This window comes from Priestia sp. Y58 (assembly GCF_029522095.1).
GTDB classification, from domain to species: domain Bacteria; phylum Bacillota; class Bacilli; order Bacillales; family Bacillaceae_H; genus Priestia; species Priestia megaterium_E.
The window spans coordinates 1037057-1061373 of the sequence record NZ_JAKWFL010000001.1 but is presented as its reverse complement, the minus strand read 5'-3'; the positions used below and the strand labels follow the sequence as shown (position 1 = coordinate 1061373).

Sequence of the window (24317 nt, the reverse complement as noted above, 5' to 3'; positions counted from 1 at the left end):
ATGCAATATACATCAACAAATTGTATCAAAAACGTGAAAAAGTGCCAAACAAATTTAAGGATGCTTATATTTAACAGGTTCTTCTTGTCGTAAAGGGAAGTAAAGTTGCGCAAAATAAGACAGAAATGAACGAATAGGAGGAATAGAGAATGACAACTCGTCAAGCAGTGGATCAACTTATGCAACAGTGTGAAGATGCTATTCGCTTTGGACAAGGTCAGTTGCAGGAAGGCATGAAGCAAGAACATTATAACGACACTGAATATACAAAAGCACAGGAAAAATTAGAAAATGCTTATAAAGAAATTGAAGAGTTTTCTCACAGTGCAAATGCACAGCAAAGAGAGCAGCTATATCGCATGCGCCTGCAAGTTCAGCAGCTGCAAAATAAATTGATCACAACTCAGCATTAAGGAGAGGATTTTATGGCAACGCGTTCAAATCAAAATAATCCGGAACAAAAAACAAAAAACGGGATCAACAGTAATGACATTGAGCTAGGAAAAGATTTTGATCCGGTAAAAGAATTAAAAGCACGAAACAGCAAGCGTGCCCAGCCGGTTCGTTCGAAGCAAAAGTAAGCGGTAAAAAGGTGATTTTGCATGATATTGTCATGTGAAATCACCTTTTTAAATAGTCAGCGAATTTCAAATAAATTGTCTATATGTAAAAGCATTGCGAACCCTTTAAGAAAAGACTAGAATGTACGTTGGCATTCGAATAGATAGGGGGGAGATCAATGCCCAAATCACTTTGGTTTTTGATTATTGGTATGCTTGTAAACGTAACGGGAGCTTCATTTTTATGGCCTCTCAATACAATTTATATAAATGAACATTTAGGAAAGTCATTATCCGTCGCAGGAGTGGTTCTTATGCTGAATTCTGCTGCAAGCGTAGTAGGAAATTTGCTTGGAGGAACGCTTTTTGACAAAATAGGAGGATATAAATCCATTTTATCAGGAATTATTATTACTCTTATTGCATTAGTGGGACTCGTGTTTTTCCATGGTTGGCCTACATACGTTGTTCTCTTGGTTGTTGTAGGGTTTGGATCTGGTATTGTGTTTCCATCTATGTATGCAATGGCAGGGTCCGTTTGGCCACAAGGCGGAAGAAAAGCATTTAATGCGATGTACGTTGCTCAAAATGCAGGAGTAGCTATTGGCGCCGCGGTAGGGGGCATTGTAGCGTCTTATTCATTTACGTATATTTTCTTAGCTAATACAATTTTGTACGTTATTTTTCTGCTTATTGCTATTTTTTCATATCGTCATATTTCGGTTACCGTTGGACAAACGAATGTCCTTAATGAAGCAGGAAGCATTGGGCATAAAACGAAGCTGACTGCTCTTCTTATTTTATGTACGGGGTATGTCTTATGCTGGGTTGCGTATGTTCAGTGGCAAACAACGATTGCTACGCATACGCGTGAGCTGAATATACCTCTTTCTAGCTACAGTTTGCTTTGGACGATTAACGGGATTTTAATTGTAGTCGGTCAGCCTTTGATCGTACCCATCATTCAAAAAGTAGCAAAAACGTTAAAAGTACAGGTCCTAATTGGAACGGTTATTTTTGTGGCTTCTTTTGTTATCGTGGTGAATGCTACAACATTTCCGCAGTTCTTAACAGCAATGGTTGTGTTAACAATTGGAGAAATGTTCGTTTGGCCAGCCATTCCAGCTGTTGCAAGTCAGTTGGCTCCATCTGGAAAAGAGGGATTTTATCAAGGCGTAGTTAACAGCATGGCTACTGCAGGTAAAATGATTGGTCCTCTCTTTGGAGGCGTTATTTTCGATGCGTTTAATATGTCTACGCTGTGCTATTTATTAATTGGGCTATTGCTATTCAGCATGTGTACAACATGGATATACGATTATAAATTAAAAGAAAAACGTCAGCGTTCACTAACCATCTCTAAATAAATAGAGGTGGTTTTATTTTTGACTGCTGAATAAACGTAGGAATGTCTTCGGTATTCCTTTAATAATATAGTAAGGGTTGTGACAAGCAAAGAAAGGAGTATATACCTGTAAATATGTAAGCGTTTTCTAATTATATGACTTCATGGGGGGCTAAACATGCTTAGTATGATTGGATTAATTGGAGGGTTATTGCTGCTCATTGTACTAACGATGAGAGGCATGAATTTATTTATAGCAGGTCCGCTCAGTGCTTTAGTTGTTGCGTTAACAAGCGGAATGCCTTTATTTCCACAGCTGGTGAAAGAAGGAGAAGCAAATTTTGTTGGAAATTACATGTCTGGTTTCACAGGATTTATTGCTTCTTGGTATTTAATGTTTCTATTGGGCGCCGTCTTTGGAAAAGTAATGGAAGACAGCGGGGCCGCTGATAGTGTTTCTCGCTGGATTGTCAGTAAACTAGGAATGAAAAGAGCAGTGTTGGCGATTGTACTTGCCTGTGCGGTCTTAACATACGGAGGAGTCAGTCTGTTTGTAGTAGCATTCTCTGTCTATCCAATGGCTTTAAGCTTATTCAAACAGGCTGATTTGCCGAGGCGATTTATCCCTGCTGCTTTAGCATTCGGTTCCGTTACGTTTACGATGACCTCGGCTGGATCGCCTGAAATCCAAAACTGGATTCCAATTGAATATTTGAAGACTAGTCCGTATGCAGGATGGGAAGTTAGTTTAGTTGTAGCGGTAGTGATGGCTGTATTCGGCTACTGGTGGTTAAAGCGCTTGATTTCAAAAGCAGTTAAAAATGGAGAGCGTTTTGTATCACGCGAGAAAGATCCAGCAGTAACGGAAAATCAGTCTCTTCCTAATCCGTTATTAAGTTTGCTTCCCCTTGTGGTCGTGCTCATTATTTCTTTTGCACTTCATAAGCCACTTCAGCAATCTGCGTTGATTGTCGCACTTTTAAGTGGTATCATTGTCACTTATATTGTGAACCGAAAGCATTTTAAAGGATTTTGGAATGCAGCTTCAGAAGGAACCTTGGGTGCGTTAATTGCGATTGGGAATACAGCCGCTGTAGTAGGTTTTGGAGGGGTTGCTAAGGCTGTTCCCGCGTTTGGAGTAGCTGTAGATGCCATGACGCATATTCCAGGAAGTCCGTTAATTGGGGGAGCTATTGCGGTGAGTGTTATCGCGGGGATGACAGGTTCGGCTTCAGGAGGTCAGGCGATTGCACTGCCAATTTTAGCCCCTCACTATCTAGATGCTGGTGTAAATCCAGAAGCTCTCCATCGCGTAGTAGCTATTTCCTCTGGAGTATTAGATTCATTGCCTCATAATGGTTATGTCGTCACCACAATTAATTCTATTTGCGGAGAAACTCATAAAGATGCGTATGGATCAGTTGCAGCTATGACGGTAATTGTTCCGCTTGTTGGTCTTGTACTTGCGATTATCCTGTTTTCTTTTGGATTTGGCATTTAATAATAGCCGCTAAAGAAAGTAGAGACTGGAATAAAAGTATTTTAGGTGAAGGAAGATCCGAACGATGAATCGTTCGGATTTTTTTATGTTTATGGTGAACGTAGGTTTCATTTGTTTAGGTGCTTCGAGCAGTGGAGTGGAGGGCAAGACAAAGACTCCTGAAATAGGTGAGACCCCGCATGAGTGTATGCAACGAGGAGGCTCATTGGCTGCCCGCGGAAAGAGAAGTCTTGCACGGAAATCAACAGCGGTGTAACCAAGAGATTCATACTAGCGCATTTATCCTATTTGTTCGTCTTTAAATTGGATTGATTTAGTTATGTCTCACTGTCTTTTTTGTTTGGCCGTGGATGTATGTTTTTGGGAGAAGTTGTTCATATATAAGAATGAAAGAGAAGATTTAGCAACAAAGCAGTGCTGCAGTGCAGAAACTTTTACAAAATCCGTTGAACAACTTGCAGTTTACGAACATATTATTTACAATACAAGGTAGTATGATGTAAAAACTATGATAAGGAATAGTAATGAACGAAGCGAGCTAAGAGAGCTGACGGGTGGTGCGAGTCAGCAAACGAGCGTTCATGAACTCACCTTGGAGTTGTAAATGTGAAGGAAAGTAACATTTACCGTCTATCCGCGTTAAGGAAAATGAGTGAGTACATAATTGTGCTAATTTGGGTGGTACCGCGGGAAGTTTATTCAACCTCTCGTCCCTTTGTTTGAGGGATGAGGGGTTTTTTAGTTTAATTAAATACAGCTGGAGCGTACAAGGAGGATTATGTATGGCTTTTAATCATGAAAAGATCGAACAAAAATGGCAAAAAGTTTGGGAAGAAAATAAAACATTTAGAACAACAGAAGATGAAGGAAAGCGTAAGTTTTACGCATTAGATATGTTCCCTTATCCATCTGGGGCGGGTTTACACGTTGGGCATCCAGAAGGTTATACAGCAACGGACATTTTATCTCGTATGAAGCGTATGCAAGGATACAATGTACTTCATCCAATGGGATGGGATGCATTCGGACTACCTGCTGAGCAGTATGCATTAGATACAGGAAACGATCCGGCTGAGTTCACTGAACTTAACATTAATAATTTCCGTCGTCAAATCAAATCGCTAGGTTTCTCTTACGATTGGGAGCGTGAAATTAATACAACTGATCCTAACTACTATAAATGGACGCAGTGGATTTTCTTACAGCTATATAAAAAAGGCTTAGCTTATGTGGATGAAGTAGCTGTTAACTGGTGTCCTGCGTTGGGAACAGTACTTGCAAACGAAGAAGTTATTGACGGCAAAAGTGAGCGCGGTGGGCATCCGGTTGAGCGTCGTCCAATGAAGCAGTGGATGCTTAAAATCACAGCTTATGCAGATCGTTTACTAGAAGATTTAGATGATCTTGATTGGCCAGAAAGTATTAAAGAAATGCAGCGAAACTGGATCGGACGCTCTGAAGGAGCTCACGTTCACTTCACAATTGATGGATATGACGAAACATTTACTGTGTTCACAACGCGTCCTGATACGCTATTTGGGGCAACGTATGCCGTTTTAGCACCTGAACATCCGTTTGTGGATAAAATTACGACAGCCGAACAAAAAGAAGCGGTAGAAGCGTATTTAGATCAAATTAAAAGCAAAAGCGATTTAGAACGTACAGACTTAGCTAAAGACAAAACAGGCGTATTTACCGGTGCTTATGCAATTAACCCTGTAAACGGCGAGAGAATGCCAATTTGGATTGCTGACTATGTTCTAATGAGCTATGGTACAGGTGCAATTATGGCTGTTCCCGCTCATGATGAGCGTGATTATGAGTTTGCTGTTAAATTTGAACTGCCGATTAAAGAAGTAGTAGCGGGTGGAGACGTTTCGAAAGAAGCTTATACAGGCGACGGCGAGCACGTTAATTCAGAATTCTTAAATGGTCTAGATAAAGAAGAAGCAATTTCAAATATGATTCAGTGGCTTCAAGCAAATGAAAAAGGTGAAAAACAAGTAACATACCGTCTGCGTGACTGGTTATTCAGCCGTCAGCGCTACTGGGGTGAACCGATTCCTGTTATTCATTGGGAAGATGGCACAACAACTGCAGTTCCTGAAGATCAGCTTCCGCTTGTTTTACCAAAAACAACTGAAATCAAGCCGTCAGGTACAGGTGAATCTCCATTAGCAAACATTGATGACTGGGTGAACGTTGTAGATCCGGAAACGGGCAAAAAAGGGCGCCGCGAAACAAATACAATGCCTCAATGGGCAGGCAGCTGCTGGTATTACTTACGCTACATTGATCCGACAAACAGTGAAGCGTTAGCAGATGCAGACAAATTAAAAGAATGGTTGCCGGTTGATATTTATATAGGTGGAGCTGAACACGCTGTTCTTCATCTATTGTATGCTCGTTTCTGGCATAAGTTTTTATATGATATCGGCGTAGTTCCAACAAAAGAGCCGTTCCAAAAACTGTTTAACCAAGGTATGATTCTTGGAGAAAACAATGAAAAAATGAGTAAGTCAAAAGGTAACGTTGTAAATCCAGACGAAATCGTAGAAAGCCACGGTGCAGATACGCTTCGCCTTTACGAAATGTTCATGGGACCTTTAGATGCATCAATTGCTTGGTCAACAAAAGGGCTTGATGGTGCACGCCGTTTCTTAGATCGTGTATGGCGCTTACTTGTTGACGATAACGGTGAATTAAGCAGCAAGGTTCAAGAAAGCAATGACACTACACTCGAACGCGTATATCACCAAACGGTGAAAAAAGTAACGGAAGATTACGAAGGCCTTCGTTTTAATACAGGTATCTCTCAACTTATGGTATTCATCAACGACGCATACAAAGTTGACGTGCTGCCAAAGCAATACGTAGAAGGATTTGTGAAGCTATTAGCACCAATTTGTCCTCATACGACTGAGGAATTATGGAGCAAACTAGGTCACGAAGATACAATTTCATATGAGGCTTGGCCTGCGTTTGATGAAGCGAAACTTGTAGATGATGAAGTGGAAATTGTCGTTCAAATTAACGGTAAAGTACGTGCAAAATTAAACGTACCTGCTGAAGCATCTCGTGAAGAGCTTCAAGATATTGCAATGGCTAATGAAGATGTTCAAGAGTTCATTGAAGGTAAGACAGTGCGCAAAGTGATTGCTGTGCCTGGTAAATTAGTAAACATCGTAGCTAATTAAGTATTGATGTAGAACAGACCCCCTGACTAAAGAGAAGTCAGGGGGTCTGTTCTAGACCTAAGCGTCTGATGTCCCCCTTTCAGGGTTGACATCAGGCCCTTAGTTAAACCTTTAACTACGATTGGAAAAGCTTAGGTAGGCTGCTGCTTAAGCTTTTCTTATTTAGTGGCATAAAGGTATTTGAATTTGCTACAATAGCGATAGCAAGCTGAATGAAAGAATAGAGAGGAATGACGAAGATGGAAGAAGTAAAAGTGATTACGCCTGAAGAGCTTCAAAAACGCGTTGAAAATGGAGAAGAGCTTCATTTAGTTGATGTGCGCGAAGATGAGGAAGTAGCAGAAGGAATGATTCCAACTGCTAAACACATTCGCATGAATGATATTCCAACTAATGTGGATTATTTCGATAAAGACAAAGAATATATTTTCATTTGCCGTTCTGGACGCCGTAGTGAAAACGTATGTTACTACCTTCAAGAACAAGGTTATAAAGTAACAAATATGGTTGGCGGTATGTTAGAGTGGGAAGGAAAAACGGTTAATAAATAAGAAAAAGCGCCTTTGACAGGCGCTTTTTTTTTGAATTAAACTTCTACCATCCGACTAAAATGATAGTAGCAAAACAAATGATGACTAAATCTATAAAAGTCTTCATAAAAATAGAGGTAGGAAGAAGTTGAAAATCAGTACGAAAGCCATCATTGAGAGAAGCAGTCCATTCTGATTGAAGCAAATTTGATAGGACAAGGTGGTAGAAGCTGTGATACAAGTGAAAATGTTTGATAAAGAGCATGAAAAAGATTTAGAATTTGCGGTGAATCGATTTTTACGGAAATTAGAGGATGAAGACGTCGTTGATATTAAGTATCAAGTGACAGTGGATGTTGATCGTGATGAGCAGGTGTACTGTTTTTCAGCCATGGTTATGTATAAAGCCTAGCATATTATGCTAGGCTTGTTGCAAATTCTCCTGCATTACTGCCAGCCAAACGGCCTGTTACAAGGGCAGAAGTGATATTGTATCCTCCAGTATATCCGTGGATATCAAGAATTTCCCCGCAGAAGTAAAGACCTTGCATAAATTTCGAAGACATTTCCTTTGGGTGAATTTCTTTAACGGATACGCCGCCTCCCGTGACGAATGCTTTTTCTAGAGAAAGCGTGCCGTTTACAGCAAATTCAAATCGTTTGCACATTCTCGAGAACTCTCTCAGTTTCTCATGCTGAAGCTGTCCCGCTAGAGCTTGGCTATCAATGTCTGCTTGCTCAAGTAAAAATAATAGATAGCGTTCAGATACAAAACCTTTTAAGACATTTTTAATCGCTTTTTTCGGCTCTTCTTTTGTCATTTCGGCTAATTTTTGGAAAATATCTTCTTCGTTTTGGCTAGGAAATAAATCAAGAGACATTTGAACAGTGTTGCTTTTTTGTTTCTTTAACTCTTTAACAACATATTGGCTGCAGCGAAGAGCGGCAGGGCCAGAGATGCCAAAGTGAGTGAAAATCATATCCATTTGATGAGTAATGACAGGCTTGCCTTTTTTATTAAGCACGCTTAGTCCTACACTGCGAAGCGATAGACCTTGAAGCGTCTTGGTTTTAATAAAGTGTTCGCTAGATGTAATAGGAACTTCTGTGGGATAAAGCTCCGTAATTTTATGACCTGCATCTTTTGCCCATTGATAGCCGTCTCCTGTTGAACCCGTATGAGGCACTGATTTTCCGCCTACTGCAATCACAACGCTTTTCGTTTGGATTGCTTCTCCATTTTGAAGCACTACTTCTTTCACCGTGTTATTCTCATAGTTTACGCGTTTAACGGCTGTGTTTGTGCGAATTGTCACACGAAGACGGTGAAGTTCGCTAATTAATGCATCAACAACAGATTGCGCTTTATTGCTGACCGGAAACATACGCCCGTGATCTTCTTCTTTTAATTTAATTCCAAGGCCTTCAAAATAAGAGATGATATCTTCGTTATTAAAAACAGAAAACGCACTGTATAAAAAGCGTCCGTTTCCTGGAATGTGTTTAATAAGTTCATCAATCGGAAGGCGGTTTGTTACGTTACAGCGTCCGCCTCCAGAAATGGCCAGCTTTCGTCCAAGTTTATTGCCTTTATCAATTAATAATACGTTTGCACCTGACTCACCAGCTGCAATCGATGCCATCAAACCAGAAGGTCCTCCTCCGATTACGACTACATCATATATCATACTTTCACCAACCTGTCTATTCTTAAAAAATTTTAGTTTGTTCACTGACAAATCTCTCAACATTGGATAAAATGGGCTATAGTCTTTGTTTTTTTAGTTTGTTGACGAGTGCGAGTGAGTATAAGACCTTTCTTAGTGTATACTGTCACTTGCTTCTTTTCAATTCTATCATTATTATCAGTATGTAACATTAAGTATCGGAGGCAAACGTATGTCTGATTCAAAATTGTTAAGAGGGACCTTTGTGCTGACGCTTGGCACCTATGTATCCCGAATCTTGGGAATGATTTATTTATTTCCATTTGCGATCCTTGTTGGAACCGTAGGGGGAGCACTGTTTGGTTACGGATATAACCAATATGCTATTTATTTAAGTATTGCTACAGCCGGTATGCCAATGGCCGTATCGAAATTTGTATCAAAATATAATGCACTCGGTGATTACTATACGAGTAGAAGAATGTACCGGGCCGGCATGAAATTAATGCTTGTCACAGGAATACTTGCATTTTTACTTTTATATTCGTTAGCTCCTGTTATGTCTAGAATTACACTGGGAGGTTCTGATTTAAATAACTCCTTAGAAGATGTAGTAATGGTTATGCGAATGGTTAGTGTTGCGTTAATTGTAGTACCGATGATGAGTTTAATGCGGGGATTTTTCCAAGGTCACCAGTCTATGGGGCCAACAGCCGTTTCACAGGTAGTTGAACAGCTTGTGCGGGTTGTCTTTTTATTGGCATCTACCTATATCGTCATCAAAGTTGTCCATGGAAGTCTTGCACTAGCCGTTGGATTTGCTACGATGGGGGCTTTTGTAGGAGCTCTTGCTGGACTGGCCGTATTAATTTGGTACTGGAAAAAACGAAAGCCACATCTCGATAAAATGGTGAATGAGCAGACGGTAACGCCGACGCGTATTTCTACCGTATCCATCTTTAAAGAGCTGCTTACGTATTCATTGCCATATGTCTTTGTCAGCTTAGCTATTCCGCTTTATCAGTATGTGGATCAATTCACATTTAACCGTGCGATGGTAGCGGCTGGACAAAAAGAAATAGCAGAGTCAATGAACGGAATTGTTCAGTCTTATGTTCCAAAGCTTGTGATGATTCCTGTTTCATTAGCTACTGCGTTCGGTTTGACTCTTGTACCAACGATTACACGTTCCTTTGTGAATAAAGATTATAACGTACTGCAAAAGCAAATTGATCAAACATATCAAACGATTATGTTTCTTGTGCTGCCAGCATCTGTAGGATTAATGGCTTTGGCTGGCCCAGCGTATACGTTTTTCTTTGGAACAGATGCATCGGATGCGGGTGGAAATGTCTTGCTTTACTATGCACCAGTAGCCTTATTGTTCTCATTTTTCACGGTTAATGGAGCTATTTTACAAGGAATCAACAAACAAAAATATGCTGTTTTAAGTCTATTATTTGGATTGATTGTGAAAATTGTCGTGAACGTTCCATTTATTCTTATGTTCCACGAGATTGGTTCAGTTTTAGCGACAGCACTAGGCTATATCGTATCTCTTGTTTATATGTTTGCGCTTATTCAAAAACACGCAAAATACAACTACAGTGAGTTTATAAAACGCTCTGTGCTTATTCTCATTTTTGTTGCGATTATGGGAATCAGCGTAAAAATTGTCGCAGCAGTGATTGGTCTGTTTACAGAGCCAGGACGATTCTCTGCCACTGTTATTACGATTATAGGAGCAGCAGTAGGCGGCCTTATTTACTTTATTATTACCTATCGTTCAAGCCTGCTTGAAAAAGTAATGGGAGCGAGGGTAACAGGTGCAATTGAACGAAAGATACTGCGCCGAAATAAACAGCGCAGTGCATAAGAAGATGACTCGTTAGAGTCATCTTCTTTTCAAAAAAAGGAGGATATTACATGCGTTTGGATAAATTGCTTTCTACCATTGGGTACGGAAGCCGAAAAGAAGTTAAAGGTCTTTTAAAGACTGGAGCTGTTAAGGTAGACGGTACAGCGGTTAAAGATGCTAAGGTACATGTTAATCCAGATGAACAAGAAATAACTGTGCATGGCGAAGCCGTTTCTTACCGAGAATTTGTTTACTTTATGCTGCATAAGCCGCAAGGTGTCATATCAGCGACGGAAGATTCTCTTCATGAAACAGTTTTGGACTTACTTGAACTTGACGATGCTGTGTATAATCCATTTCCGGTAGGGCGTTTAGATAAAGATACAGAAGGGCTCTTGCTGCTGACAAATGACGGTCAGCTTGCACATCAGCTGCTATCTCCTAAAAAGCACGTTCCTAAAACGTATTTTGCAAAAATTAATGCACCGGTGACTGAAGAAGATGCTGAAGCATTTAGACAGGGTGTCACTCTTGATGATGGATACGTAACAAAATCAGCAGAGTTAAAGGTACTAACAAGCGGTGTGGAATCAGAAATTGAATTAACGATCGTTGAAGGGAAATTTCATCAAGTGAAGCGTATGTTTGAAGCAAGAGGAAAAAAAGTAACGTATTTAAAACGTTTATCTATGGGAGCTTTGCTATTAGACGAGTCGTTAGATTTAGGAGAATACAGGGAGTTAACGGAAGAAGAACTAGCTTTATTACAAAAATCAAATGCCTAAGAAGAGGCGAAAGAAAAAGGAACCTAAGTCTAAAATGGTTCCTTTTTTTGTCCACTTTATTAGACAAGTGAAACATTTCACGTTAAAGCACTTAAACGAGTACCAACTCTGCTTGACGTGCAAATGGAGCGGGGGACTATGCACTCGTCCAAGTCTTGACTTTCTACTGCGTAGAATTTTATCTCTATATATAAATCACTTACTACCCTTGAAATAAACTTACTAGGATGACATCTTGACCTTCTTTTGCGTAGTCGTCCATGTACCGCGACTTGGGCTGCGAACTAAATCATTATATGCTAACACATTCAAGTCACGCTGAATGGTTCTTGGTGTAATACCAAATTCGTCTACGAGCTCTTGCGTTGTAACTGTTCCATTTTTACAAATGAACATATAGACCGATTTGATACGAGTTAGCATTCGATTAGTTGAAGGTTTCAAAAAACCACTTCCTTATTCGTTTTTCGTAAGGCACAACTTCTTTATAACTCTGAGATGTCAAGCACTATTTCAGTCCTTATCCTTATTGTACACAAAATCGACAGAAAAATAAAAGAGAAAACGCAAATTAACACAATATTTACAAAAAATGATATAAATATGTAATCCTTTCGTAACATCTCCTTCCTCTATTTGCACATTTTTTATAGTATATGTAAACAATAAACAAATAGAATCCGTTTTTATCGATTGTGCCTACAAATTATTTCCCGGAATTTTGACTCTGTAAACCTTTGATATGAAAGGAAAGAGACAATTATTTCTTTCTATATAAAGGTATGATAAAGTTAAAATTACCAATAGTAATGATAGATACAATCTGTAAAAGCAGGAAAAGGAGACAAACAGATGACGGCAATTAATTGGAAAGAGGAAGTGCAAAAAAGAGAAGCTGAAATTCTAGCTGAGACGCAGCGTTTTTTGCAAATTAAAAGTGTTTTGACAAGCACAGAAAAAAAAGAAGAGCCATTCGGACCTGGAGTTGCTCAAGCGCTTCACTTTCTTTTAAACAAAGGAAAAAATGACGGGTTTTCCGTCAAGAACGTAGACGGATATGCAGGTCATATTGAAGCGGGAGAAGGAAAAGACCTTCTTGGCATTTTGTGTCACGTAGACGTCGTTCCTGAAGGAGACGGGTGGTCGGTTGATCCATACGGCGGTGAAATAAAAGACGGGAAAATTTTTGCTAGAGGAGCAATCGATGACAAAGGCCCGACGATGGCTGCTTATTATGCGATGAAAATTGTGAAAGATTTAGGGCTTCCTCTATCTAAACGGGTTCGAATGATCATTGGAACGGATGAAGAAAGTGACTGGAGATGTGTGGACCACTACTTCAACCATGAAGAGATGCCAACTATGGGGTTTGCGCCCGATGCGGATTTTCCTATCATTTTTGCTGAAAAAGGCATTACAGACGTAGAAATTCGCCAGCAGCCAATTGAAGGAACAAAGGGAAGCGTTCAGCTTACATCATTTGTCTCTGGGCGACGCTACAATATGGTTCCTGATCTTGCAACAGCTGTTCTTGAATTCCATATTGAAACGGATATTAAAAATAAATATGATCAATTTTTAAAAGATCAGTCTTTAAAAGGTTCAATAACAGAAAAGAGCGATGTATACACACTTACTTTAGAAGGCGTTTCAGCACATGGCAGTGTGCCTGATAAAGGGAAAAATGCTGGACTTACACTTCTTCGCTTTTTACACACATTAGAACTTGATGAACAAGCTAATCAGTTTGTAGGTTATGCAAATGCGTATTTAGTCCAAGATGCACTAGGCGAAAAAATGGGCTTAAATCGCAAAGATGAGGTCACGGGTGATTTAACGATAAATGTTGGAATCATGTCTTACAATCAAGAAGAAGCGGGGCACTTTGGTTTAAATATTCGCTATCCTGTATCAGCTCATATTGACGATATTATTGATACGATTAAAGAAAAAAGTGAATCTTATCAAATGACCATCAAACATTTTACAGATTCTAAACCACATCACGTCGATCAAAAACATGAGCTTATTCAAACGCTTCAAAAGGTTTACCAAGAACAAACAAATGAAGAACCTACACTCATTTCAATTGGAGGAGGAACATATGCCAGAGCATTAGAAGCAGGCGTGGCATTTGGCCCTCTTTTCCCAGGCCGTGAAGAAGTAGCGCACGAAAAAGACGAGTACATGGTAATTGAAGATTTACTTCGCGCAACAGCTATCTATGCACAGGCTATTTACGAATTAGCTAAATAAAAAAGCGAACGCCTTTGCGTTCGCTTTTTTATTATTCAAATGAGAACAGGTCGCTTGATAAATAACGTTCACCTGTATCGCAAGCGATACATACGACCACTTGATCAGGAGATAATTTTTTGGCTACCTCGATAGCAGCATAGCACGCAGCGCCAGATGAAGGACCGACTAAAATTCCTTCTTCAGAAGCCAAGCGTCGCGTAATATCGTAGGCTTGTTCATCATTAATTTTTAAAATTTCGTCGTAAACATCCACATTAAGCGTATCAGGGATAAATCCAGGGCTTGTTCCTACAAGCTTGTGCTTACCAGGTCTTCCTCCAGATAATACAGGAGACCCAGCTGGTTCCACAACATGAACGGTCATATTTGGGTAGTTTTCTCTTAGGACTTCACCAGTTCCTGTAATCGTTCCGCCTGTTCCAGCAGTAGCAACAAAAGCAGATAGGTCTTTGCCTAACTCGTTCATTGCCTCGATAATTTCCTTAGCAGTCGTTTTTCGATGAGCGTCAGGGTTTGCATTATTTTCAAACTGCATGGGCATAAATGCATTTGGAATTTCTTTTGTAAGCTCTTCTGCCTTGCGAATTGCTCCAGGCATTTTCTCATCACCCGGTGTTAGAACAACTTCAGCACCATATGCTTTTAACAAGTTAATTCGTTCTTGAGTCATGGTATCTGGCATGACTAAAATAGAACGATAACCTCTTGCCGCTGCATTCATAGCTAAGCCAATACCTGTATTTCCGCTCGTTGGTTCAATAATAGTAGAATTTTCATTGAGCAAGCCTGCTTTTTCAGCTTCCACGATCATATTAAAAGCAGCACGGTCTTTTACACTACGACTTGGATTAAAAAACTCTAGTTTTAAGTAAACGGATGCTCCATCTGCAGGTTGAAGACGATTCAACTTAACAAGAGGTGTCTCGCCAATCAAATCAGCCATATTGTTAACAACTTTCATTTTTCTCATCCTTTTCTTATAAAAATTCTCTGTATTATTTCTATGATAACACAAATTCTTATTTTTTAAGCACATGACAAATTTTCAGAAAAACCTCTCTATTTTATCCGGAAAAACCTTTAAAATAGATCTAGCTCTTTTTGAACATAACCAATTGGGGAAAGATAATAAAAAGAGAAGGAGCGATTTGATGAAAGGTGATAAACATTATTTTATTGGAATCGATGTGCCTGTATCTATTGCACATCAGGCAGAAAATTGGGCAAAGGAATTAATACCCTTTCCTTTCAAACAATGGACATACCCTGACGATTATCATATAACGCTACAATTTTTAGGGTTTTTAGATGACAAAAAGGAAAAGCTGATTACCCGCTTAAAAGAAGTAGCCTCCCGTCATTCAAGTTTTTCACTGCAGACAGGTCAGTACGATGTGTTCGGTGCGTATAACAAGCCTAGAGTGCTTTATGTAAGCCTTAGGCCAAGTGATAAGCTTATGAATCTGCAAAGGGATATACAGGCCGTATGGGAAGATCTAAGCGGCTTATACGAAAAACGTCCTTATCGTCCTCATATTACGATTGCAAAGAAGTGGGGAGGGGAAGCCGGACTTTTGGAAGAACAGTTAAAGCAAACGTCGATTGAAGAACAGTTTCAAGTAAGTTCGTTTGCCCTTTTTGAAGTTCATCCTGCCAGCAAACCTAAGTATAAAAAAATACTATCTTTTTCCTTGCAGTCACAGTAGCATATGAACATACAAGCAAGGAGAGAGGTTATTTAAAAATCACTCTTATCAAAGGAAAGAAAACGCCGATGATAATAGAGAAATCATCGGCGAACAAAGTTTTAGAGGAATTTTAATTAGGGGATTGATGTAAACGTGGCGCAGCTACTTAAGGTGCAAGATTATATTTCCCGTTATGAAAAAGACGTTTATCACTACACGTCTCAGTTTAATCACTTAAAAAAGCATAATTGGAAGAAAGTAAAGCAATTATTTGAAGAAGGGCTATTACATGAGCCGCCTGTAAAAAAAGAAACAAAAGCTCAACGTTCATTTTTGCAAAAAGCAAAAGAGCGGTTTACAAGAAAAAAAGAAACGTGTGAAGTGGAAGAAGCGTTCTCTAGCGATAGCGTGGAAAATCAAGAGCTATTGAGGTTTACAACTCTTCCACAAACAGCGGAAGACTTGAAAATATTGTTTTTAGAAAATGTATTTGATCTTCAAATGAAATGGGCTACATCCACTTTATTTGAGTTCTCACAAGCAGATCGTAAATATTACCATGATGAAGCTCTCCGTTATTTTATTCAGCGCTTTCCTGATACGTGTCTCGTGATGTACAAGCCTGTTTTCATGATTAATAAAGCTCCGGTAGAAGGAGATATCATTATTGTTACTCCAACGGAAACCCTCTGTATTTGTTTAATAGAAACATATAAAAGCGCTGTTTTTCAGTATTCAAAAGAAAATTTTTGGACAGAGTTAAGAGGAAGAGATCAAAAAAAGATATTAAATCCTTTAATTGGGTTAAATCGAACGGAGCAAATTGTCCGAAGCATCTATCGTACTCACGATATTGAACATAACGTAAAGAAAATATTACTGAGCAGAAATGGATACATTGATTACGCTGCGGAGCCTTATCAGGTTGAATTTGTAGATGCTAGAAAGTACGAAGAGTGGTTTTATGAACTTCGGAAATCTAAAGCCCCTTTAAAGTTTAAACAGATGAAAGCAGCTCAAGTATTGCTCGAACACAGCCAGAGTATTTATTTTGACCGAGAATTCGAAGGTGAATAATACGAACATTCACGCTATGAAAGTGCTTTCGTTTTTGCGTTTGCTACATATAATGCTACTAAAGAGGTAATTGGCATAAGGAGGAGAAAAGGATGACTGGTGATAATAAGTTTCAAGCTTATTTAGATCAAATAGATCGTATTACTCTTTTAGTTCCAACTTCTTATCATGAAGGTCAAATTGATTTTTTTGTGATTAAAAGTACACAAATGCATGAGACCATCTCTATTGAAAACGTACATGAATTAGAAGGTTTTATCAAATATGAAGGCAAGGTTGAAGGTAGCATAGAAATTGGACAGTCGTACGTTATCTGTGATAATTACGGGGAGAAAGTTCCGCTCCAGGTAGGGGCTGTTATACGAACCAAAGAGTTTGATGAGAGATTTTATTATAATCAAAATGATTTGGGTGCAGCATTTTATTCAGATTATATTATGATAAAAATTTGGGCCCCGACTGCATCAGCAGTGGTTTTAAAATTAATACATGCAAACAGCGGGAAAGAAGAACTGTACGTCATGGCTCGTCAAAGAAAAGGGGTATGGGAAAAAGAACTTCCCTTAGATAAAGAAGGGTATTATTATCGATTTTTAATAGATGTAAACGGCCGGACAAATGAAGCGGTGGATCCTTATGCCGTTGCAGCTACAGCAAATAGTGAATACGGAGTTCTGATAAATCTTCATACAGACTATGTTCATCTCCATGAAAAGCCGCCTTTCCTTCAGCCAACGGATGCCGTTATTTACGAAATGCACGTTCGCGACTTCTCTATTCATCCTTCAAGCGGGATAGAAAAAAAAGGCACGTACCTAGCTGTTACTGAATCAAGCGGGCAGCCAGGCAAAACAACAGGTCTTCATTATTTAAAAGAGCTAGGAGTGACTCACCTTGAATTTCTTCCTATTAACGACTTTGGCGGAGTAGATGAATTAAATCCTCATGCTTCTTATAATTGGGGGTATAATCCATTGTTGTTTAATGTACCAGAAGGAAGCTACTCCGCTGACCCTTCAAATCCCGCCACTCGTATTGCTGAGGTGAAACAATTAATATCAACACTTCATCAACAGGGATTCCGTGTTATTATAGATGTAGTTTATAATCACGTATTTGTACGAGAAGAATCACCTTTTGAAAAAATTGTTCCGGGCTATTACTTTCGACATGATGAGTTTGGGATGCCTTCGAACGGGACGGGAGTAGGAAATGATTTTGCTTCTGAACGGAAAATGGCGCAAAAGTTTATTATCGATTCAGTATTATTTTGGATAAAAGAGTACGACGTTGATGGGTTTCGCTTTGACCTCATGGGAATTTTAGATATAGAAACGATGAACATCATTCGTGAAAAAATAAATGAAATTGATTCTACTATTTTGGTGTTTGGCGAAGGCTGGGATTTAAATACTCCTCTCCCCTACAATCAAAAAGCAATTATGGCGAATGCCCGCCAAACGCCTCAAATCGGCTATTTTAATGATCGCTTTCGAGATTCTGTAAAAGGAAGCACGTTTGATGTATATGAAAAAGGTTTTATCAGCGGAAATATTCATCAAAAAGAGACCGTGCAATCTGTAATAGCGGGGAGCATTCTGGATAAAGAAGACAGCCGGGCTTTATTTATAAATCCAGCACAATCAGTTAATTACGTTGAATCACATGATAATCATACGCTGTGGGATAAGTTAACGAATTCAAACGGAGACGAAGACGAAGACACTCGTAGAAGTCGTCACCGCCTTGCTACTGCTATTGTACTTCTTTCGCAAGGCATACCGTTTCTTCATAGTGGTCAAGAGTTTTACCGCACTAAACAAGGCGTAGAGAACAGCTACAATTCACCCGATGATATTAATGCACTTGATTGGAATCGACGAATCGAATTTTCTCCTGATGTGAATTGGGTTCAAGAGCTGATTTGTATTCGCAAACAGCACGGTGCATTTCGCTTGGGAGATGCTTCAGTGATTAGGCAGCATGTCTCTTTCCTAAACACGCCGCAATCCATTATTGGCTATTGCTTATCAAACGTATTGGCTTACGGTCCGTGGAAGAATATTATCGTGTTTTTTAATCAAGGCCTAATGGAAGAAAAAGTAGTTTTGCCAGGAGGACCATGGAAAGTAGCACTTGATCATTGTAAAGTATATAAAAATGGGTATCCTATTATAGAGGATAATGCTATAAACGTTTCAAAGCTTAGCGTTCTTATTTTATTTCAAACGTAATTATTGTCTTCAACCACTTGACGAAAAAAGTGTGATGGAGATAATATTTATAAAGGATGGCTATTGATACATATCCTCAATAGCCGTCTTTTTTATTTACTAAGAAAATAACGTCATGATGTCTTAATAGATTGCTTTATTGAGTGAAATTTTTAAACGAAATGTGTGTGTTGAAATTGAAGGTGAATTGGTTGGAAGATATATTAGGAAGCGAATGGGAAATTACTCCTGCTGGCGGAGCGACAGGAGAAGCTTATTTTGCAAAATTTCAAGACCGAAAGCTTTTTTTAAAGCGTAATTCATCACCTTTTTTAGCAGTATTGTCAGCTGAAGGAATTGTACCGAAGCTCGTGTGGACAAGACGAATGGAAAATGGAGATGTGATCACAGCTCAGCACTGGCTAGATGGTCGAGAATTAAAACCAAAAGATATGAATTCGAGTCGAGTGACAGAATTGCTTAGTAAAATTCATCATTCAAACGAGTTATTAGATATGTTGAAAAGGTTGGGGAAAACACCGCTTCTTCCCGAAGACGTGCTAGCCGATATTGTAGAGAATGTGGACGAGCGACTTCAAAAAGAAAGTATTGTAGAGCAGGGAATCAGTTATTTACAAGCAGAGCTTCCGTCCGTTCAGACAGATAAATATGTTGTATGTCACTGTGATGTGAACCACAATAACTGGATGCTTGGAGAGAATACGCAGCTATATTTAATCGACTGGGACGGAGCGATGATTGCAGATCCTGCTATTGATTTAGGTTTACTGCTTTATTGGTACATCAATCCATCTCAGTGGGAAGAATGGCTTGAGCATTACGGGGTTGAACTAACCGAGAACTTGAAAAAGAGAATGAAGTGGTATGTGATAAGTCAAACCATTTTATTCATTGAATGGCATCGTTCGAAAAATGAACATTCTGAAATGAATTACTGGCTTGAATATCTTCGGATGTTGCTCGTCAACGACATTCAAGCACAGTAGCAAAGATTATGACAAGGTAGATAGTTCTTGGACCCATTGTGATAAATTTTGTTGATTGGTTTGAATATGTTCGTCTAAATGAGCAGCACTTTTTGCATCTTGCGTGTATTTATACACGTTTTGTAGTGTTGCTTGTACGTCCGTGCTAGCATATCCTTTAGCTAACATTGATTGAATTAAACGTTCAACCTGTTCACATTCCGCAACCGTTCCGCAGCAATCACTTTGATGATTAGATAAAATATCTTTTAATATATTCATTTGGTGTTCGGCATTTAAAGGCATTAAGCATCATCCTTTCTCGTATGATGCTCTTATTTTTTTCTATCTAAACACAATTATGCATGTGAATGTCGGTTGTTTCGAATAACCGACATTTTCAATGCGTCAAAATACTTTAAAGAGGTGCAACATGAGATTACGAAACAAACCTTGGGCAAAAGATAAAATAGCTGAAAATCCCCAATGCGTGGTTCCAAACCCAGCAGAGTATAAAGGGAACTGGAAAGAGGTTTTTGGAAACGAAAATCCTCTTCATATTGAAGTAGGAACAGGAAAAGGCCAATTTTTAGTAGGGATGGCTAAACAAAATCCGCATATCAACTATATTGGAATTGAAATGTATGAAAGTGTCATCTTAAGTGCTCTAGAACGATTGATTGAAGAAGAGCTTCCAAATTTAAAGCTATTGAATGTAGATGCTAACCATCTTAGCGAGTTTTTTGCAAAAAATGACGTGGATCGCGTTTATCTCAATTTTTCTGATCCATGGCCGAAAAAGAGACATGCCAAGCGCCGTTTAACATACAAAACGTTCTTGAGCATGTATGAAAACCTGCTGGTTGATGGTGGAGAAATTCACTTTAAAACGGATAATCAAGGGCTATTTGAATATTCATTGACAAGCTTTTCAGAATATGGGCTTCTTCTTAAATACGTGAGCTTAGATTTGCATAAAAGCGATTTTGAAGGCAATGTTATGACGGAATATGAAGAGAAATTTTCACAAAAAGGCAGCCGCATTTACCGCTGTGAAGTAAAATACCTGAACGAAAAAGACTGAGTTCCTCAGTCTTTTTTTGTTCAAAAAGAGAAGGAAATAGTGATAAAATAAAAAGGAATATAATGGAGGTGTAAAATGGAAACGTTAACAATAGGTGAATTAAAAGTGACATGGCTTCGTGGAGGGAATAATCATTTAGACGGAGGAGCAATGTTTGGTGTTGTTCCAAAAGAGCTTTGGACAAAAAAATATCCTATCTCAGAAGGAAATCGAATTCCAATGAGGACTGATCCTTTGCTCGTTCAAACTGAAAAACACCTCATGTTAATCGATGCAGGCATAGGGAAGGGTATGTTGGATGAGAAAAAAAAGCGTCATTTTGGTGTAACAGAAGAATCATTTATTGCTGAAGATTTACAAAAGTTAGGGTTCACATGTGAAGATATTACTCATGTCATTATGACGCATCTTCACTTTGATCATGTGTCAGGATTAACAAAATGTACCAACGGACATTTTTCCTCTGCTTTTCCAAATGCAAGAATCTTTGTTAGTGAAATCGAGTGGAATGAAATGAGAAATCCTAATATACGTTCTAAAAATACGTATTGGAAACAAAATTGGGAATTTATTCAGCATCAAGTAATAACATTTAGTGACAAAGATGAAATTGTGCCTGGAGTGACGGTTCATCATACCGGCGGTCACAGCGATGGTCATGCTGTAGTTGTATTAAAAGGAAACAATGACATCTTAGTGCACATGGGCGATCTTTTGCCAACACATGCACATCAAAATGTCTTATGGGTAATGGCATATGATGATTATCCAATGACTTCGATTGAACAAAAGCAGCAGTGGCTAGCTTATGCCTATGAGCATCAAGCTTGGCTAAGTTTTTATCATGATGCTTTTTATCGAGCTGTAAAATGGGATAATAAAGGAGAAATAGTTGACGAAATTAAACGGATGCATTCAGCGTCAATTCAATAATAGCACCGCTTTTTTTATCAATGAAAAACTCGTAATATTCCTGTTTTGCATCACGTGTTCTGATAATTCCACCTGTATAACCATAAAAAGAGAGACCATGTTTTTGAATGACTTTAGTCGTTGTTTCAATCCATGAGCCGTCGATTGCCCCATTTTGTTTAAAAGCGCTTTTAACAATCGTAAGGGCTTCCGATGAGGAAATTGACGACTTTCTTTTTTGAATAATATAAGCGCTTGCAAATCCGACTGCAGCTCCTGCTATTAGTTGAGTCCATTTCACGTTATTCACCTGCTTTTTAAGGATATGTTTTCATCATTATATCAAATTGTCGAATGCTTTGTTAAGTTGAGTCATAGAAGAGAAGGACGGAACTAGCAACTATTTCCGGTTTTCGATACAATAAAGAAAATGATACATAAAGGAGAGTATATATGAACAATGAAACGCTATCTCTATTTAAAACATTAACGGAGTTACCAGGTGCCGCTGGAAACGAACATCAAGTACGTTCATTTATGCGCTCGCAAATTGAACCCCTTGTAGATGAAGTCATTCAAGATGGGTTAGGAAGTTTATTTGGCGTTCGCTATAATGAAGAAAAAGGTCCTAAAGTAATGGTAGCAGGACATATGGACGAAGTAGGATTTATGGTTACGTCTGTAACAGATAAAGGAATGCTTCGTTTTCAAACTCTAGGAGGATGGTGGAGTCAAGTACTGCTAGCTCAACGCGTCCATGTTGTTACAAAAAAAGGTCCTATCACCGGCGTAATTGCTTCTATCCCTCCCCATTTATTAGACGAATCACAGCGCAACAAGCCAATGGCTATTAAAAATATGATGATTGATGTGGGCGCAGATAGCAAGCAGGAAGTAGCAGAAATGGGCATTCGTCCTGGCGATCAAATTGTACCGATTTGTCCGTTTACGCCAATGGCAAATGAAAAGAAAATACTGGCGAAAGCATGGGATAATCGCTATGGGTGCGGACTTGCGATGGAATTATTAAAAGAAGTAAAAAATGAAAAATTGCCAAATATTTTATATTCTGGAGCTACTGTTCAAGAAGAAGTAGGACTTCGCGGTGCTCAATCAGCTGCGAATATGATTAAACCGGATTTGTTTTATGCACTAGATGCTAGTCCTGCTAACGATACATCAGGCGATAAAAATGCATTTGGACAATTAGGAAAAGGCGTATTACTTCGTATCTTTGACCGTACGATGGTCACACATAGGGGAATGAGAGAATTTATTTTAGATACAGCTGAGACAAACAGCATCCCTTATCAATACTTTGTTTCTCCGGGAGGTACGGATGCAGGGCGCGTTCATACTTCTAATAATGGAGTTCCTTCTGCGGTCATCGGCGTATGTTCACGTTATATTCATACTCATGCGTCTATGATTCATGTAGATGACTATGCAGCCGCAAAAGAATTACTAGTCAAACTTGTACGTTCTACAGACCAAACAACGCTCGATACGATTAAGCAAAACGGATAAAAAAGAACAAAGCAGCTGCTTTTGCGGTTGCTTTGTTTCATAATGACAGGAGAAAAAAATGAAAATTGCAATCGGAACGAAAAATCCAACAAAAGTAAATGCAGTAAAAAAAGTATTTGGAGATACTTTTACATATGTAGAGGTAGCCGTGCAGTCCGGGGTGTCGCCACAGCCTTTTTCTGATGAAGAAACCATCCAAGGAGCGATTAACCGCGCGCGTGCTGCTGTCAAAGAGACAGGTGCTGATATCGGCATTGGGCTTGAAGGAGGGGTGCAGGAAACACCTTATGGCTTATTCCTTTGCAATTGGGGAAGTCTTGTTACCTCTAAAGACCTTGAACCGATTTTAGCTGGAGGGGCTCGTATTCGGCTTCCTGAAGCGGTAGCCGGTATGCTTCGTGATGATAAAAAAGAATTAGCCGAAGCTATGGAAGTGTATACAAACCAAAAGAATATTCGAAAAAAAGAAGGAGCAATCGGTATTTTTACCAATGGAAATTTAGATCGGACCGCTATGTTTTATCAGGTGGTTTTAATGCTAAAAGGACAGCTAGATTTTAGGACAAATCAAGCTGTTCAATAGGAAATTTCTTTGTAACCCTTTATAATAGAAAAGCATCAGTGTATGATAGTTGCAACAACTCATATACTATGTTTTGATGTAGAAGGATTAAATAATGTATAGGGCTTTAGCCGTTTAAATACGAAAGTAAAAGAAAAAGTGGAGGAAAGAAAAATGGAAAAAATGCAAACAATTGAACAATACAAAGAAATCATTAAAGAAGGAAAACATATCATGATGTTTTCAGCAGACTGGTGCCCAGATTGCCGAGTAATCGAGCCTGTGCTTCCAGAAATTGAGGCGAATCATAGCGAGTATACATTTCACTATGTCGACCGCGACGACTTTATCGATCTTTGTGCAGAATTAAGCATCTTTGGAATTCCAAGCTTTGTTGGTTACAGCAACGGAGAAGAGACAGGGCGCTTTGTCAGCAAAGACCGTAAAACAAAAGAAGAAATTGAAGAGTTTATTAACGGCTTAAATGCATAAATCAAGTGAAGACTGATAGCGATCTACAGCTATCAGTCTTCCTTCATACATAAAAATGAGAAAAGGAGGCGTAA

At 39.0% G+C, this 24317-nt stretch carries 25 protein-coding genes and 1 other annotated feature; of the genes, 20 read left to right on the top strand and 5 right to left on the bottom strand.

From position 1 onward, the window contains the following. Window positions 1–149: 149 nt before the first annotated feature. The 8 genes from MMB68_RS05540 (at window position 150) to MMB68_RS05505 (ending at window position 7545) form a co-directional block, all read left to right on the top strand. Window positions 150–413, top strand: a complete 264-nt coding sequence (locus MMB68_RS05540; RefSeq protein ID WP_013059528.1) for a YtzC family protein — start codon at window positions 150–152, stop codon at window positions 411–413. Window positions 414–425: 12 nt separating this feature from the next. Further along, window positions 426–581: a hypothetical protein gene (locus MMB68_RS05535; protein WP_013059527.1), complete on the top strand. Its 156-nt coding sequence runs from the start codon at window positions 426–428 to the stop codon at window positions 579–581. A 158-nt stretch (window positions 582–739) separates the two neighbouring features. Beyond that, entirely contained in the window at window positions 740–1927 is a 1188-nt protein-coding gene (locus MMB68_RS05530) for an MDR family MFS transporter (RefSeq protein WP_029319939.1), read from the top strand. A gap of 156 nt (window positions 1928–2083) precedes the next feature. After that, a complete protein-coding gene (locus MMB68_RS05525) occupies window positions 2084–3406 on the top strand; it encodes a GntP family permease (RefSeq protein WP_014457974.1) in 1323 nt (440 codons plus the stop codon). 64 nt (window positions 3407–3470) lie between these two features. Beyond that, a complete protein-coding gene (locus tag MMB68_RS05520) occupies window positions 3471–3662 on the top strand; it encodes a hypothetical protein (protein WP_221784756.1) in 192 nt (63 codons plus the stop codon). Window positions 3663–3905: 243 nt separating this feature from the next. Further along, window positions 3906–4124 (top strand) — a binding site (T-box leader). A gap of 64 nt (window positions 4125–4188) precedes the next feature. Next, window positions 4189–6603, top strand: a complete 2415-nt coding sequence (gene leuS / locus MMB68_RS05515; protein WP_221784714.1) for a leucine--tRNA ligase — start codon at window positions 4189–4191, stop codon at window positions 6601–6603. Window positions 6604–6842: 239 nt separating this feature from the next. Then, window positions 6843–7154 carry a rhodanese-like domain-containing protein gene (locus MMB68_RS05510; protein ID WP_014457977.1) on the top strand — a complete coding sequence of 104 codons (312 nt, stop codon included), beginning with the start codon at window positions 6843–6845 and terminating at the stop codon, window positions 7152–7154. 211 nt (window positions 7155–7365) lie between these two features. Next, window positions 7366–7545, top strand: a complete 180-nt coding sequence (locus tag MMB68_RS05505; protein ID WP_013059521.1) for a sporulation protein Cse60 — start codon at window positions 7366–7368, stop codon at window positions 7543–7545. 4 nt (window positions 7546–7549) lie between these two features. Here the strand turns inward: MMB68_RS05505 and MMB68_RS05500 are convergent, their stop codons facing one another. Continuing rightward, complete coding sequence (locus MMB68_RS05500; protein WP_221784713.1) at window positions 7550–8821, bottom strand: BaiN/RdsA family NAD(P)/FAD-dependent oxidoreductase; 1272 nt, start codon at window positions 8819–8821, stop codon at window positions 7550–7552. 211 nt (window positions 8822–9032) lie between these two features. On the opposite strand from MMB68_RS05500, the gene MMB68_RS05495 reads away from it, so the two are divergent. After that, on the top strand, window positions 9033–10676 hold the full coding sequence (locus MMB68_RS05495; protein ID WP_014457980.1) for a putative polysaccharide biosynthesis protein: 1644 nt from the start codon (window positions 9033–9035) through the stop codon (window positions 10674–10676). Between the two features lie 50 nt (window positions 10677–10726). After that, window positions 10727–11443: a pseudouridine synthase gene (locus MMB68_RS05490; protein WP_221784712.1), complete on the top strand. Its 717-nt coding sequence runs from the start codon at window positions 10727–10729 to the stop codon at window positions 11441–11443. Between the two features lie 222 nt (window positions 11444–11665). Here MMB68_RS05490 and MMB68_RS05485 read toward each other — a convergent pair whose 3' ends face one another. Next, entirely contained in the window at window positions 11666–11887 is a 222-nt protein-coding gene (locus tag MMB68_RS05485; protein ID WP_013059517.1) for a DeoR family transcriptional regulator, read from the bottom strand. A gap of 408 nt (window positions 11888–12295) precedes the next feature. On the opposite strand from MMB68_RS05485, the gene pepV reads away from it, so the two are divergent. Then, complete coding sequence (gene pepV / locus MMB68_RS05480) at window positions 12296–13699, top strand: dipeptidase PepV (RefSeq protein WP_221784711.1); 1404 nt, start codon at window positions 12296–12298, stop codon at window positions 13697–13699. Window positions 13700–13730: 31 nt separating this feature from the next. Here the strand turns inward: pepV and cysK are convergent, their stop codons facing one another. After that, window positions 13731–14663 carry a cysteine synthase A gene (gene cysK / locus MMB68_RS05475; protein ID WP_221784710.1) on the bottom strand — a complete coding sequence of 311 codons (933 nt, stop codon included), beginning with the start codon at window positions 14661–14663 and terminating at the stop codon, window positions 13731–13733. Between the two features lie 190 nt (window positions 14664–14853). Between cysK and thpR the strand changes: the two genes are divergently transcribed. The 4 genes from thpR to MMB68_RS05455 all read left to right on the top strand — a co-directional run bounded on the left by thpR (window position 14854) and on the right by MMB68_RS05455 (window position 19687). Next, the gene (thpR, locus tag MMB68_RS05470; RefSeq protein ID WP_221784709.1) at window positions 14854–15408 is read left to right on the top strand and encodes an RNA 2',3'-cyclic phosphodiesterase; all 555 of its coding nucleotides are present in this window, start codon (window positions 14854–14856) and stop codon (window positions 15406–15408) included. A 135-nt stretch (window positions 15409–15543) separates the two neighbouring features. Further along, window positions 15544–16467, top strand: a complete 924-nt coding sequence (locus MMB68_RS05465; RefSeq protein WP_221784708.1) for a hypothetical protein — start codon at window positions 15544–15546, stop codon at window positions 16465–16467. A gap of 92 nt (window positions 16468–16559) precedes the next feature. Beyond that, on the top strand, window positions 16560–18701 hold the full coding sequence (gene pulA, locus MMB68_RS05460; protein ID WP_221784707.1) for a type I pullulanase: 2142 nt from the start codon (window positions 16560–16562) through the stop codon (window positions 18699–18701). A gap of 191 nt (window positions 18702–18892) precedes the next feature. Next, complete coding sequence (locus tag MMB68_RS05455; RefSeq protein WP_028410490.1) at window positions 18893–19687, top strand: phosphotransferase family protein; 795 nt, start codon at window positions 18893–18895, stop codon at window positions 19685–19687. 6 nt (window positions 19688–19693) lie between these two features. On the opposite strand, the gene MMB68_RS05450 is transcribed toward MMB68_RS05455, so the two are convergent. After that, window positions 19694–19972 (bottom strand): YtzH-like family protein, encoded by a 279-nt coding sequence (locus MMB68_RS05450; protein WP_013059510.1) that lies wholly within the window; start codon window positions 19970–19972, stop codon window positions 19694–19696. A 127-nt stretch (window positions 19973–20099) separates the two neighbouring features. Between MMB68_RS05450 and trmB the strand changes: the two genes are divergently transcribed. Together trmB and MMB68_RS05440 are read left to right on the top strand one after the other, a co-directional pair. Further along, on the top strand, window positions 20100–20750 hold the full coding sequence (trmB, locus tag MMB68_RS05445) for a tRNA (guanosine(46)-N7)-methyltransferase TrmB (protein ID WP_221784706.1): 651 nt from the start codon (window positions 20100–20102) through the stop codon (window positions 20748–20750). A gap of 75 nt (window positions 20751–20825) precedes the next feature. Beyond that, the gene (locus MMB68_RS05440; protein ID WP_153253773.1) at window positions 20826–21683 is read left to right on the top strand and encodes a YtnP family quorum-quenching lactonase; all 858 of its coding nucleotides are present in this window, start codon (window positions 20826–20828) and stop codon (window positions 21681–21683) included. On the opposite strand, the gene MMB68_RS05435 is transcribed toward MMB68_RS05440, so the two are convergent. Then, window positions 21652–21963: a PepSY domain-containing protein gene (locus tag MMB68_RS05435; RefSeq protein ID WP_221784705.1), complete on the bottom strand. Its 312-nt coding sequence runs from the start codon at window positions 21961–21963 to the stop codon at window positions 21652–21654. The genes MMB68_RS05440 and MMB68_RS05435 overlap by 32 nt on opposite strands. A gap of 152 nt (window positions 21964–22115) precedes the next feature. On the opposite strand from MMB68_RS05435, the gene MMB68_RS05430 reads away from it, so the two are divergent. From MMB68_RS05430 to MMB68_RS05420, 3 genes are all read left to right on the top strand, one after another. Then, entirely contained in the window at window positions 22116–23189 is a 1074-nt protein-coding gene (locus MMB68_RS05430) for a M42 family metallopeptidase (protein WP_221784704.1), read from the top strand. Window positions 23190–23247: 58 nt separating this feature from the next. Beyond that, window positions 23248–23772 (top strand): DUF84 family protein, encoded by a 525-nt coding sequence (locus tag MMB68_RS05425; protein ID WP_277548340.1) that lies wholly within the window; start codon window positions 23248–23250, stop codon window positions 23770–23772. Window positions 23773–23925: 153 nt separating this feature from the next. Beyond that, complete coding sequence (locus tag MMB68_RS05420; protein WP_013059504.1) at window positions 23926–24243, top strand: thioredoxin family protein; 318 nt, start codon at window positions 23926–23928, stop codon at window positions 24241–24243. The last annotated feature ends 74 nt before the right edge of the window (window positions 24244–24317 follow it).